The following is a 13,325-nucleotide window of genomic DNA, read 5'->3' as shown; positions in this document are numbered from 1 at the left end:
GAATATGAATAATATTACTGTTGTAGGTTCAGGGGTAATGGGTCGAGGAATAGCGTATGTAAGTGCAGTGGGCGGATTCTCTGTTACGTTGGTGGATGTAAATCAATCGGCACTAAAAAATGCGGAAGCTGAACTGAATACAATTTTTGAAAAAAGCCTTTCTAGAGGAAAACTTTCTAATGAGGAAGCTCAGCAGGCGAAGTCAAACCTGCAGTTCTCAAGTGATCTGTCGTCTGCGGTATCTGCTGCTGACCTGGTTATTGAAGCAGTACCGGAAAAAGAATCAATTAAACAACAGGTATTTGAAGTGCTAGAACAGTATGCACCGGCAGATTGCCTGTTTGCAACCAACACATCAACCATGAGTCCAACAGAGATCGCTTCCTATGCTAAGCGCCCGGATAAAACAATTGCGATGCATTTCTTTAATCCAGTACATAAAATGCCGCTTGTTGAAATTATCCGAGGCTTGGAAACTAGTAATGAAACTGCGGAAGCCGTTCGTAAAGCAGCAGAACGAATGGGAAAAGAAACGGTTGTGATTAATGAATTTCCAGGGTTCGTAACAAGCAGAATTAGCGCGCTCGTCGGCAATGAGGCGTTCTACATGCTTCAAGAGGGGCTAGGAACTCCAGAAGAAATTGACAAGGCAATCAAGCTTGGGCTTAACTACCCGATGGGACCTTTTGAGTTAGTTGACCTGGTAGGGCTGGACGCCCGATTAAACAACTTAAACTATTTGCATGAAAAGCTCGGTGAAAAATACCGCCCTGCTCCATTGCTTGAACAGTATGTAAAAGCTGGACGGCTCGGACGTAAATCAGGCAGAGGCGTATATGACTATACAAAAGATAAAGAGCTGGTGAAAAAATGAGAGAAGTTGTGATCGTCGATGCTGTCAGAACACCTATCGGAAAATATAAAGGGGCCTTAAAAAGCGTTCGGCCGGATGATCTTGGCGCGGTTGTGATAAAAGCGTTAGTCGAACGAAATCCAAAGCTGCCGCCTGAACAAATTGAAGATGTAGTTTTAGGCAATGCCAATCAAGCAGGGGAAGATAATCGGGATGTGGCAAGAATGTCCGCGCTTTTAGCGGGACTTCCTGTTGAAGTGGGTGGCACAACGATTAATCGATTGTGCGGTTCTGGCCTGGATGCTGTCATTTATGCTGCTCGGTCTATAGCAGTTGGTGAAGGTGATGTTTATATTGCAGGTGGAACTGAAAGTATGACAAGAGCTCCTTATGTCATGGCTAAACCCGAAAGTGATTTTCCTCGTGGGGCAATGGAACTTCAAGATACCACGATTGGCTGGCGTTTCACCAATAAAAAGCTGAAAGAAATGTATGGAGCGGATACTATGCCGCAAACAGCAGAAAACGTAGCTGTACGTTGTTCTGTTTCACGTGAAGATCAGGATCAATTTTCTCTAGAAAGCCAGCAGAAGGCTAAAATTGCAATGGACTCCAATCGTTTTGCGGAAGAAATCGTTCCAGTCCGTTTTCGCGACCGGAAAGGAAATGAAGTGGTCTTTGATCAGGATGAACATCCCCGTCCGGATTCAACGATAGAAAAGCTTGCAAAACTTAAACCGATTTTTGAAGGAGGCACAGTTACAGCGGGGAATGCCTCTGGTGTAAATGATGGGGCATCGGCTCTTCTAATGATGAGTGCAGACAAAGCGAAGGAGCTCGGACTGAAACCTTTAGCGCGATATGTAACCAGTGCTGTAGCTGGACTTGAGCCTGCTGTGATGGGGCTTGGCCCAATATATGCGACTAGAAAAGCCTTGGAACGAGCCAATTTGTCTATACAGGATCTCGGCTTGATCGAACTTAATGAAGCATTCGCCTCTCAGTCTCTTGAATGTATCCGTCAACTAGAGCTGGACCAGGATAAAGTAAATGTAAACGGTGGAGCTATTGCATTTGGGCATCCGCTTGGGGCGAGCGGAGCCAGAATTTTGACAACCCTGCTTTATGAAATGAAAAAGCAGAATGTACAATACGGGTTAGCAACTATGTGTGTAGGTGTCGGACAGGGAATTGCAGCTATTATTGAAAATATAGAAGAATAAAAATAAGCCCTTATGTAGCAGTAAGGGCTATTTCAAATAAATGGAGGCGGAAATAATGTCAAATGTTTTATATACTGTAGAAAACCATGTAGGTTATGTAACTGTGAATCGCCCGGATGTTTTAAATTGCTTTAACTATGAAACTCTTTCTGAGCTGCAGCATACTGTGGATGCTATACATAATAACCATGATGTTCGGGTGGTCATTTTTACTGGATCAGGAGATAAGGCTTTTAGTGCGGGCGCCGATTTAAAAGAGCGAAAAACGCTTAATGAAGCTCAAGTAAGACGGAATGTAAAAGCGATTCGCGACGTTTTCAACAGCATTGCCGCGCTTCCACAGCCAACAATTGCTGCAGTGAATGGATACGCTTTAGGAGGCGGGTTTGAATGGCTGCTATCTTGTGACTTTGCCATTGCCGCAGAGGGAGTGTCACTGGGGTTGACTGAAACAAGCTGGGCCATTATACCGGGCGCCGGGGGGACTCAGCGACTTCCGAGACTAATAGGTGAGATGAGAGCTAAGGAGTTAATCTTAACATCTAAAAAAATATCTGCAGAAGAAGCTGTGGAACTTGGCATCATATTAAAAGCTGTGCCGCGCGGTGAACTTCATGAAGCTTGTAATCAACTTGCCGCAGCTATGATGAAAAATGGTCCTGTCGCTTTAAAACAGGCTAAGTATGCGATTACTCAAGGCATGAATACAGATTTGCAGACTGGGCTTGCTATTGAATCAAAAGCATACGAATTAACCATCCCTACACAAGACCGAATTGAAGCGCTTAATGCATTTAGTGAACGGAGAGAACCGCAGTTTTCAGGTAAGTAAAGTTGCGTTTCTATTATAAATAGATATAATATGAATAATAGGAACCGTGTAAAAAACGTAAGGGAAAACAGTTGGGAAGAGTGAATAATTTATGGGCGCAAACACACAATCGATGATTTTTACTATCTATGGTGATTATATACGGCATTATGGAAACAAAATATGGGTGGGGAGCCTTATTCGCTTAATGAAAGAGTTTGGGCATAACGAACAGGGTGTACGCGTAGCTGTTTCTCGAATGGTTAAACAAGGCTGGATTCAGTCAGAAAAACAGGGAAATAAAAGCTTTTATTTTCTTACAGGCCGCGGAGTAAACCGGATTGAAGAGGCGGCAAAGAGGATTTTTAAGCTGAATCCGCATGAATGGGACGGAAAGTGGCGGATTTTAATGTATACAATCCCGGAAGAAAAACGCAGCGTCCGTGATGAATTGAGAAAGGAACTTTTATGGAGCGGATTTGGAAGCTTCTCCAATTCGTGTTGGATTTCACCCAATAACCTAGAAAAAGAAGTCCAATCTCTTATTAATAAGTATGAAATAAGCGAGTATGTGGATTTTTTCGTTTCTGACTACAAAGGACCGAAAGAAAATGAATCTCTCGTAGAAAAAAGCTGGCCGCTTGAAGAAATTGAGAAAAAATATGAAGAATTTATTAATACTTACAGCAAGCAGTTTGTCATTCACCAAAGCATTATCAGCAGGGGCGAAATGTCAGATGCCCAATGTTTTGTGGAAAGAACAAAGCTTGTGCATGAATATCGAAAGTTTCTATTTATTGACCCGGGTCTGCCTAGAGAACTGCTGCCGCCGATGTGGGATGGAAATCATGCTGCGTCGCTATTTAGCCAGTATTACAAAATTTTGGCGGAGCCGGCAAGCCGTTTTTTTGAAAGTGTATTTGAAGCGGATAACGACCTTAGAAGAAAAGACGATTCTTATGACGCGACAGATCATCCGTTGATTCTGTAATCAAAAAAGCCGTTTCTTGGTTGTTAATAAACAACCAAGAAACGGCTTTTTCATTTAAGGCTGATGAATAGGATTTTTCTCTTGATCTTCTAATATAACTTTAAATTCTTTCCCTTTTTGTACATAAGAGTCTATAGATAATTGAATTAACTCTAAATCCTTGCTGCCCAGTTCTCGAATTACTTTTCCAGGAGAGCCGACAACGAGAGAGCGAGGGGGTATTTTTTTTCCTTGAGGTATAAGTGTATTTGCCCCAATAATACACTCTTCTCCAATTTCCGCGTGATCTAAAATAGTGGATCCCATACCGATGATGGATCTTTTCCCAACTTTGCAGCCGTGTAAAATTACATTATGACCAACCGTTACTTCATCTTCAATGATTACAGGGGATCCTTCAAATAAATGAACGGTCGTGTTATCTTGTATACTGCATCTCTTTCCAATTGTAATAGAGTCTTCATCTCCCCTTAATACAGCATTAAACCAGATCGTGGATTCTTCTCCTACTGCCACATCGCCTATTATGTGTGTTCCGGGAGCAACGAACACAGTTTTGTCTATTGCTGGGGACTTGCCATTATAAGAAATAATCATCTTTTTCTCTCCTTTTTAAAAAATCAGAATTGTTTTTCTGTTTAATATAGTATAACATAAAATTAATAGGGGGTAGAAAAAGTGAAATACTTATGTGATCTTCTTTCAATAAAATATCCAATTATTCAAGGGGGCATGGGAAATATAAGTAATGCCCAACTGACAGCAGCTGTGTCAAATGCCGGGGGACTGGGCACAATCGGCTGCGGAACCATGAGGCCAGAACAAGTGGAAGAAATTATTGTGGAAACAAAAGAAAAGACTTCTCATAGCTTTGCGCTGAATATACCTATTAATGTCAGTTCATACACCAAAGACTTAATTCAGCTTGTATTAAAGCATGATATCCCTGTAGTTTCCTTATCAGCAGGCAATCCCGCTCCGTATATTAAAGTTTTACATGAACACGGCATAAAAGTAATTGTGGTGGTTGCTTCTGTTAAGCATGCGCAAAAAGCAGAAGAAGCGGGTGCTGACGTACTGGTTGCAGAAGGATTTGAAGCCGCTGGAATAAACTCTAATTTGGAATTAACAACCTTTACTTTAATTCCTCAAATCAGCCGTAACGTAAAAGTGCCGGTAGTAGCTGCGGGAGGAATTGGTGACGGCCGGGGACTTGCTGCTGCATTAGCATTAGGAGCATCTGGCGTACAGTTAGGAACTCGCTTAATTGCCACTCAAGAAGCACCGTTTCACTCTGCCTATAAACAGAGATTAATTAATGCAACGGATAATGAAACAACTATTTTAGGACGTTCAGTTGGTCAAGTAAGACGAGTATTAAAAAGTTCTTATGCTAGCGAGGTCATTGAATCAGAACGCAACGGAATAGATCTTGAGAAATATCAGGAGATGACATCTGAGAAGTACCATTTAAAAGGCGCAATTCAAGGAGACGAAGACAATGGTTTTATGAACAGCGGACAAGTTGCCGGCCTCATTGAGACAATTCCGCCTGTAAAAGATTTGTTTGACAGCATGATGAATGAGGCGGCTGCTCAACTGGAACAGCAGCTAAATCAGTTTGTTATGCCGAGCGGAACTTAGTAAACTTAGTACTCAGATCAATTCTCGAAAATTATTAGGATAGAATCATTATTTGGAAAAAAGCTTTGCTAAAATTCAAATTCCAGCAAAGCTTTTTTGTCTTGTCGCTAAATTAACAATTATTTTCTTCTGATTACATATTTAACGTTCCTCTAATATTTTCACCAGTGCATTTTTCTCTTTATTAATTTCATCGGATGTCCGGACTCTGGCTTGTCTGATTACGGTTAGGGACGGGCACCAACCTTGCAGGGGCTGCTGACAGTCCCTGACAGGAAGGTTCATTTTCGGTTGATGGTTAATGCGAGGACACTGCCAATAATCACTAAAGTGATGGATTGGCCTCAAGCACTCTTTCGGTATCGAACTCTCTATGTAACTTTTCGATTATTTTTCAATCCCTTCCTCGCTGCTGTGCTAATAAAATTGAATATTTCTTTCAATTTGACGTTTAATCTTTTCATTAATCTCTGGTTTCGTTGCTTTTAGTAGTAGATGGAAAATTTATTTTTTAAAACCTCGTATAGTCATTCATTTTCTATTCATACCTTTACTTCTATTGACATGTGGTTAAAACAAACATTAAAAAATACTAGGCTCTTTTGAACATAGAAGAATATATTTACATTTCTGTCTGGTTAAAACCAATCATTCCGGCAACAATAAAAAAATATTGCGACTTGCGCGAAGAAAGGAAGATAAGAATGGATGAATTACTGATTGCCCGCATGCCAATGAATTCGGCAAAGTGGCTAATGCCCTTTATAAACCCATTTATGTTCCTAATTGAAAAAGCACCGTTTAACGGGAGGCTACTGAAATTTGTTTTTCATAAATAAAAAACCAGGACCATTCCATATTCGGAATAGAATCATCCTGGTTGTTTATTGGCTTATAAGCCTAATTAAATGGAAAGGAAGGTATGAAGGTTCCTGTTTTCTCTGGCAGTTTAAGGCCTTTTCATTTTTGGAAATTTAGAATTTGAAGGATGGATTCGTAACATGTATCTCTATAATACCTATGCAAGCCAGCATCGTCTCTCATTAACCATTGAATTAAACTGCCATCAATCATACACCGAATACTAATAACAGTTTGTTCGATATTTTCTACCTTAAATTCACCTTCATCCACGCCTTGTTTGACTATATTCCTGCCGATTGACCAGCAATTTTCGTAAAACTGCTGATTAATTTCCTTATACCGATGATTATTTTTCGTCTGGGCTAAAAAATCTAAGTACACACGGTAGAATTTTTTATTCTCTTCAGGATTAATGAAGACTTGGTTTATATACGCTTCAAGCTTTTCAATGGCTGTTTTCTTTTCATCAATGGATTTCACTTCTTTTTCATATATTCTCGTCGTGATCCAATCAAATAAGTGAGCAAATACATCTGCTTTATTTTTAAAATAATAGTTTGTTACTCCTTTGCTTACCTCTGCATAATCGGCAATATCCTGTAATGTTACAGATTCATACCCTTTTTCAGAGGCAGCTTGAAAGGCGGCTTTTAAAATTTGTTTACGTCTTTGTTCCGCTTTATTACTCATCATCAATCCTCCATTTGCAGCTTAAATGTATTATACCAAAGGCTACCTGTATTTTATACCGACTGGACAAAATAAATTGACCAGTCAGTATAAAATTGTTATAGTCAGTTAAAAGAACAAGTAAAGTAATCTATTCAGAAGGGAACGAGATGAGATGTCAAACAAATTCAACGCTCTTGTTGTGAATAAAACAGAGGAAGATTTCACAGTAAATATTGAACCGTTATCCTTTGAAGACTTGCCAGATGGAGATGTGACGATACGTGTTCATTATTCAAGCGTCAATTATAAAGATGGTTTAGCAAGTATTCCAAATGGAAAGATCGTTCAGTCATACCCATTCGTTCCAGGAATTGACCTGGCAGGAATAGTTACCTCGTCGAAGGATTCGCGATATAAAGAAGGGGATCAAGTGATTGTGACCAGCTATGAGTTAGGTGTTTCCCATTATGGAGGGTACAGTGAATATGCCAGAGTTCCTGGAGATTGGGTTGTCCCTTTACCAGATCAATTGACATTAAAGGAAGCAATGATCTTTGGGACAGCAGGGTTTACAGCAGCTCTTTCTATCCATCAGCTAGAGAAAAACGGACTAACACCAGAAGATGGAACCATTTTAGTAACAGGGGCAACTGGCGGAGTAGGGAGTATGGCAGTGTCAATGCTTGCTAAACGAAACTATGATGTGACAGCAAGTACAGGTAAAGAGTCTGAATATGATTACTTAAAGAAATTAGGAGCAAAACAGGTGATCTCGCGTGAAGAAGTTACACCGGAGAAACTTCGTCCTATTGGAAAACAGAGATGGGCAGGGGCTGTGGATCCTGTCGGAGGTAAAACGCTGGCTTCTATTTTAAGCAGTACGAAATATGGAGGATCTGTTGCGGTGAGCGGGCTAACAGGTGGAGTAGAAGTGCCAACCACTGTTTTCCCCTTTATTCTGAGAGGTGTAAATCTGTTAGGAATTGATTCGGTCTATTGTCCAAAAGATATAAGAGAAACTTTATGGAAACGCATGGCAACGGATTTAAAGCCAGAAGGTTTAGAGGAAATAGGAAATGAAGTATCTCTTAAAGACCTGCCCCAAACGCTATCTGACATATTAGCAGGGAAAGTAAGAGGAAGAACGGTTGTCAATTTGCAAAGCGATCAGTGAAGTCTTCTGTACAAAAAGCAAGTAAGCTAATATATGCAACTAAAAAATATCATAGAAGTGAACATCATTTTAGAAGAGGACAGATGTCCGGTCAATCAGAAAAATCTTACTATAATAAAATCTAAAGATAATACAGGTAAATGAAGCAGACAGCTATCTGAACGAAATGAATCAGATAGCTGTCTTTTAATTGTTCAAAAATAGCTTAAGGCCTAAAAGCAGATTTTTTAAAGCGACAACTAGGCAAATAAAAGATAAAATTTACATTTCTTCCCGGTTAAAACCAATCTTTCAGGCAACAATAAAAAAATATTGTGACCTGCGGGGAGAAAGGAAGATGAAAATGGATGATTTACTGATTGCCCGCTCGATGTTTGGAACAACCATGGGGTTCCATATTATTTTTGCCACGATCGGCGTCGGGCTGCCGTTAATGATATTGGCTGCGGAATTACTCTATCAAAAAACGAAAGATATCCAATATGAAGTCATGGCGAAAAGATGGACGAAAGCTTTTGCTGTCTTGCTTGGTGTCGGTATTCCAACAGGCACAATTGCTGGTGTTCAGCTTTCTTTGTTATGGCCTGGATTTATGGAAGTCATCGGCACGGTCATGGCGTTGCCGTTTCAAATTGAAATTTATGCTTTCTTTATCGAAGCATTATTTATGTCCATCTACGTATATGCAGCGAACCGAATTGCTCCTTGGATGAGAATTGTGAGTCTCTCTTTAGTTGCTTTAGGGGCGCTTGCATCTGCTGTATTAATTACAAACGTGCATGCCTTTGAAGGAACCCCGGCTGGATTTAGATTTGAGGATGGGAAGATTGTAGATGTCGATCCGTGGGCGGCCTTTTTTAATCCAAGTTTTTTCGTGACGGCCGGCCATGTTGCCTTATCGGCTTATACAACGGGAGCTTTCGTCATTGCTTCTGTAGCGGCTTTTAAAATGCTGAAAAATAAATACGGCAGCCAAGTCTATCTTTTTCATAAAAAAGCGTTATTGTTCAGTCTCGTGATCGGCGGTATTTTTTCTTTCCTGACAGCTATAAATGGGCATGAATCCGCACAAATGCTTCATGAATATCAGCCGGAGAAACTGGCCGCGGCTGAAGGGTTGTTTGAAACACAGTCCCACGCACCGCTGGCAATCGGCGGGTTTACCGATAGAGAAAGTGAAACGGTCAAATGGGGGATTGAAATTCCCTGGGCGTTAAGCTTCTTAGCTGGTGACAGCTTTGATACGGTTGTGATTGGGCTGAATGATTTTCCGGAAGAAGAATGGCCACCATTGTTTGTACATACGCTGTTCAATGGAATGGTTGCGATCGGCAGTTTGTTAATCCTTCTGTCATTTGGAGGGATCATTTGGCACAGGTTTTTGAAAAAAGAAAGATTTCCGAAATGGCTGCTTTGGTCTTTCGTTTCAACAGGTCCTTTAGCAGTGCTAGCGATTGAATTCGGCTGGGTCTTTGCTTGTACAGGAAGACAGCCCTGGACCATTTATCGAATGCTTTCCACTGAAGATTCAGTTACCACCGCCAATAATCTCGGCATTTTGTTCATCTCATTTGTGCTTATTTATTTAATATTAAGTGTCGCTGTTGTATCCGTGCTTCTATATTACTTTAAGCGCCACGCGGTCGCAGATGATTTACGTAAAAGAGAGGAGGCGCACGCATGACAGATGCATTACTGGCCATCACGGTTTTATGGGGGTTTGTGTTTATCTATTCAGTCATGGCGACGATGGATTTTGGTGCGGGATTTTGGTCGATGATCTATATAAACCGGGAAAAAACAATGGCAACGAATATTGCCAATCGCTATTTATCGCCGACATGGGAAGTGACCAATACGTTCATTGTCGCGCTTGTTGTAGCCATCTATAGTATGTTTCCTGGGGCTGCTTATACATTAGGAACGATTCTTTTAGTGCCAGGAAGTATCATTCTATTGCTGTTAGCCTTGCGAAGTGCATTTCTGGTGTTTTCTCATATTGCGATTGAATATAAAAAGCCGCTTACGTATGTGTCAGGTATAACGGGGATTTTAATTCCAGGGCTGTTAATCAGTGTTCTTCCGATTACACATGGTACGTTTGTAAACTTTGAAAATGGCCAGCAGGAATTGAATCTGATGAAATTGTTATCAAGTCCAAATGAATATGCGTTTATTGGATTTGCGATCAGCAGCACATTGTTTTTGTCCTCGCTTTTGTTATCGGATTATTCAAAAGCAGCGGGGGAGAAAGAAGCCTACCTCATTTATCGAAGAGATGCTATCATTATAGGTCCGATTTCTCTCCTAATGGCATTTTTCATCATGCTGACATTAAAGAATGAGGCAAGGTGGATTTATGATAAAATGATGCTGGACTGGCCGTTATTAGCAGTTTCAGCTGGTTTCTTTCTGATTGGAGGAGTGGCATTATTCTTGCCTTCCTTGATTAAAAAAGAAATAAAAGGAATGCCAAGGGTTGCCGTCGTTGCTGTGACCATTCAATACCTTATAGCAAGTTATGTCTACGGCAAAGCTCATTTGCCTTATATGGTCTATCCTGATGTAACAATCGAATCTGGCTTTACAGATCCCGCATCATTCAGAGCCGTTTTTATCACCTATATCGCAGGGTTTGCGATACTCTTTCCCGGGTTTTTCTACTTTTGGCGCTTATTTATGAAGGATAAGCGATATGTGAAAAATATGGAATAACATCATGTGAAAATTTCAAAAGAAAATTAAGAACTCGAAAAAATATAAAGCGTTCGAGAGCAGTTTGTTTATCTGTTCGTTATATCTATGGTAGGTTAAGGTTAAATACAAAGAAATTTAAATAAATTCAAGGAGTGTTTGAATGCTTAAGAAAATCCTTAAACAGTTAAAACATCTTTCAAGCGGCAGCAGTGAGCGGAGACATAAACATTACCGCAAAAGCAGCAGTAGCAGCAGCCGCCGGAAGTATCAGTCTTCTCCATTTAGCGGAAGTAAGAGATATAAACGAAGAGGCCGAAGCAGCAGCTGATCAGTCTTTCTGCGCTTTAATAGCCGCTTCCACGTCTTTAGCCATTTCGTATGTGTCAGGGTATCTATCACGGATTCCTAATAATCTTTTTAATAAGTAAGCTGTTTCTTCTTCTAAAGAGAGCTCTTCCGTCCATGGGAGAGCTCTTTTCCCTTTAAAGGAATACGGAGAGTAAAGCAGAAACAGAAGCAATTCTCCTAAATCGTAGAAATCCTGCTGCTGCAAGCCGGAAACAGCGGAGGGATCATGTTTAGATTGAAGAGAGTTTATTTTTTTGGACAACCCGAAATCAATTAAAAAAGGCTGATAATCTTTGATTAAAATATTCGAAGTCCGCAAATCTTGATGGTATATATTTTTCTCATGCAAATAAGCAACTAAATGAATGAGCTGAGACAAAACCAGCAGAGACTCTTTTTCAGTAAATGTTTTCTTATTCAGGAAAAGTTCTTCTTCCAAATTGTCTCCTTCGATATAGCTCATTGCATAAAAGTGCGAATCATTCTCTGAAAAAACATCGTAGATCACCGGCATTTGTGGATGATTTAATGTCTTAATAATCGTAACCTCATGTTCAAATTGCACGCGCTCTTTTTTGCTGCGCCGCTTGCTCGGACGAAGCTGTTTCACTGCCCGAGGCTCTTTCGTTTGCAGATCCTCACACAGATAAATCAAGCCGTAGCTTCCAGCCCCCATGAATTGCAAAACTTTGTAACGCCTATTTAAAATGGTTCCATTTTTAACAGGTCGATCTGCAAAAAACTGATATATCTTTCGAATTGCACGAAATATAGAAATAGTACTCACCTTTTCTTTTTTATCTGTACTCATTTTTATTTAACCATAAAAGAATAGAAGTCATTATACAAATAATAAGGACAATCTCTCATTTGTTTATTTTAATTACACTATATGCAAAATTCAAATTTATTACTTAAACAAGCATTCAAGGACAATCCAGCGCTCGCAAATTGAACCATCCATGGTCTTTAACAACTAATCCGAAAGTATGTTTCATGAAAAAATTAATGTATCCAAGCTTTTCAAGGCATAATAAAGGGAAAAGAGTATGTGCATTAATGCAGATGAAGAAAAGAGGGACATATGATGATTCAATTTGAAAACGTGTCAAAGAAGTATCCAGATGGAACCTATGCCACTCATTCTTTAAATTTTACAATCCAAGAAGGCGAATTCTTCGTTCTTATTGGGCCGAGCGGCTGTGGAAAGACTACTACATTAAAGCTGATTAATCGTTTAATTGATTTAACTGATGGAACGATTTTTTTTAATGAGAAGAAAATCAGCGAATATGACATTCATGAATTGAGATGGAATATAGGCTATGTCCTGCAGCAGATTGCTCTATTTCCGCATATGACGATTGAGGAGAACATTGCGGTTGTGCCCGAACTGAAAAAATGGAGCCGTGACAAAATCAGAAGCCGTGTAGACGAACTTCTTGAAATGGTCGGACTCGATCCTGATACATACAGAGACAGAAAACCAAGCGAGCTTTCTGGCGGTCAGCAGCAGAGAGTCGGAGTAGTCAGAGCGCTGGCTGCCGACCCGCAAATCATTTTAATGGATGAACCGTTCAGCGCCCTTGATCCGATCAGCCGGGAAAAGATACAAAATGACTTGATTGATTTACAAAAAAGAATTAAGAAGACCATTGTTTTTGTGACACATGATATGCAGGAAGCATTAAAGCTCGGTGACCGGATTTGCCTGATGAATGAAGGGGAAATTGTTCAAATTGACACTCCGGAAGTGATGATCGAGAAGCCTGTTAACCAATTTGCAGAAGAATTTATCGGAAATGGTGCCACGCAGATGATTGGCATGGCCAAAGTGGAGAAAATTGCCCAAAAACATGTAGAGGGAATTGAAAATATCTCAGGGATGACAGCCATTTCAGCAGAAACACCGATTATAGACGTATTAAGTCTTCTAGCTAACGAGGAAATGATTGCAGTTGAAAAAAACGGCGCAGCAATAGGAGTGGTTACAAGGGAAGCGGCTCTGCAATTTATATCTGAAAACATGAGTGAGAGGAGGGTATAAA

Annotated in this window: 13 protein-coding genes; 10 read left to right on the top strand and 3 right to left on the bottom strand. The window is 40.2% G+C overall.

Annotation, left to right across the window (positions count from 1 at the left end; all coding sequences use genetic code 11):
- The first annotated feature begins 4 nt into the window (after positions 1-4).
- The 4 genes from JOC78_RS10230 (at position 5) to paaX (ending at position 3,878) form a co-directional block, all read left to right on the top strand.
- On the top strand, positions 5-874 hold the full coding sequence (locus JOC78_RS10230) for a 3-hydroxyacyl-CoA dehydrogenase (RefSeq protein ID WP_204555061.1): 870 nt from the start codon (positions 5-7) through the stop codon (positions 872-874).
- Positions 871-2,076, top strand: coding sequence for a thiolase family protein (locus JOC78_RS10225; protein WP_204555059.1), 1,206 nt, complete (start codon positions 871-873; stop codon positions 2,074-2,076). Before JOC78_RS10230 ends, JOC78_RS10225 begins: the two co-directional genes overlap by 4 nt.
- Before the next feature lie 55 nt (positions 2,077-2,131).
- Positions 2,132-2,908, top strand: a complete 777-nt coding sequence (locus JOC78_RS10220) for an enoyl-CoA hydratase-related protein (RefSeq protein ID WP_204555057.1) — start codon at positions 2,132-2,134, stop codon at positions 2,906-2,908.
- A gap of 91 nt (positions 2,909-2,999) precedes the next feature.
- Positions 3,000-3,878 (top strand): phenylacetic acid degradation operon negative regulatory protein PaaX, encoded by an 879-nt coding sequence (gene paaX, locus JOC78_RS10215; RefSeq protein ID WP_204555055.1) that lies wholly within the window; start codon positions 3,000-3,002, stop codon positions 3,876-3,878.
- A 54-nt stretch (positions 3,879-3,932) separates the two neighbouring features.
- Here paaX and JOC78_RS10210 read toward each other — a convergent pair whose 3' ends face one another.
- On the bottom strand, positions 3,933-4,475 hold the full coding sequence (locus tag JOC78_RS10210; protein WP_204555053.1) for a gamma carbonic anhydrase family protein: 543 nt from the start codon (positions 4,473-4,475) through the stop codon (positions 3,933-3,935).
- An 81-nt stretch (positions 4,476-4,556) separates the two neighbouring features.
- Between JOC78_RS10210 and JOC78_RS10205 the strand changes: the two genes are divergently transcribed.
- Positions 4,557-5,522, top strand: a complete 966-nt coding sequence (locus JOC78_RS10205; RefSeq protein ID WP_204555050.1) for a DUF561 domain-containing protein — start codon at positions 4,557-4,559, stop codon at positions 5,520-5,522.
- A gap of 960 nt (positions 5,523-6,482) precedes the next feature.
- Here the strand turns inward: JOC78_RS10205 and JOC78_RS10200 are convergent.
- A complete protein-coding gene (locus JOC78_RS10200; RefSeq protein WP_204555048.1) occupies positions 6,483-7,076 on the bottom strand; it encodes a TetR/AcrR family transcriptional regulator in 594 nt (197 codons plus the stop codon).
- Between the two features lie 154 nt (positions 7,077-7,230).
- Between JOC78_RS10200 and JOC78_RS10195 the strand changes: the two genes are divergently transcribed.
- From JOC78_RS10195 to JOC78_RS10180, 4 genes are all read left to right on the top strand, one after another.
- Positions 7,231-8,232 (top strand): NADPH:quinone oxidoreductase family protein, encoded by a 1,002-nt coding sequence (locus tag JOC78_RS10195; RefSeq protein ID WP_204555045.1) that lies wholly within the window; start codon positions 7,231-7,233, stop codon positions 8,230-8,232.
- A gap of 343 nt (positions 8,233-8,575) precedes the next feature.
- Entirely contained in the window at positions 8,576-9,916 is a 1,341-nt protein-coding gene (locus JOC78_RS10190) for a cytochrome ubiquinol oxidase subunit I (RefSeq protein ID WP_204555482.1), read from the top strand.
- Positions 9,913-10,947 carry a cytochrome d ubiquinol oxidase subunit II gene (locus JOC78_RS10185; protein ID WP_204555031.1) on the top strand — a complete coding sequence of 345 codons (1,035 nt, stop codon included), beginning with the start codon at positions 9,913-9,915 and terminating at the stop codon, positions 10,945-10,947. Before JOC78_RS10190 ends, JOC78_RS10185 begins: the two co-directional genes overlap by 4 nt.
- Before the next feature lie 142 nt (positions 10,948-11,089).
- Positions 11,090-11,257 carry a hypothetical protein gene (locus tag JOC78_RS10180; RefSeq protein ID WP_204555016.1) on the top strand — a complete coding sequence of 56 codons (168 nt, stop codon included), beginning with the start codon at positions 11,090-11,092 and terminating at the stop codon, positions 11,255-11,257.
- Here the strand turns inward: JOC78_RS10180 and JOC78_RS10175 are convergent, their stop codons facing one another.
- Positions 11,258-11,962: a serine/threonine protein kinase gene (locus tag JOC78_RS10175; RefSeq protein WP_275582025.1), complete on the bottom strand. Its 705-nt coding sequence runs from the start codon at positions 11,960-11,962 to the stop codon at positions 11,258-11,260.
- A gap of 402 nt (positions 11,963-12,364) precedes the next feature.
- On the opposite strand from JOC78_RS10175, the gene JOC78_RS10170 reads away from it, so the two are divergent.
- Entirely contained in the window at positions 12,365-13,324 is a 960-nt protein-coding gene (locus JOC78_RS10170; protein WP_204555000.1) for an ABC transporter ATP-binding protein, read from the top strand.
- Position 13,325 lies beyond the last annotated feature (1 nt).

The organism is Bacillus ectoiniformans, from assembly GCF_016908875.1.
In the GTDB taxonomy this organism is placed as follows: domain Bacteria; phylum Bacillota; class Bacilli; order Bacillales; family Domibacillaceae; genus Bacillus_BX; species Bacillus_BX ectoiniformans.
The sequence above is the reverse complement of the archived record's forward strand: the minus strand, read 5'-3'. Positions and strand labels throughout refer to the sequence as shown.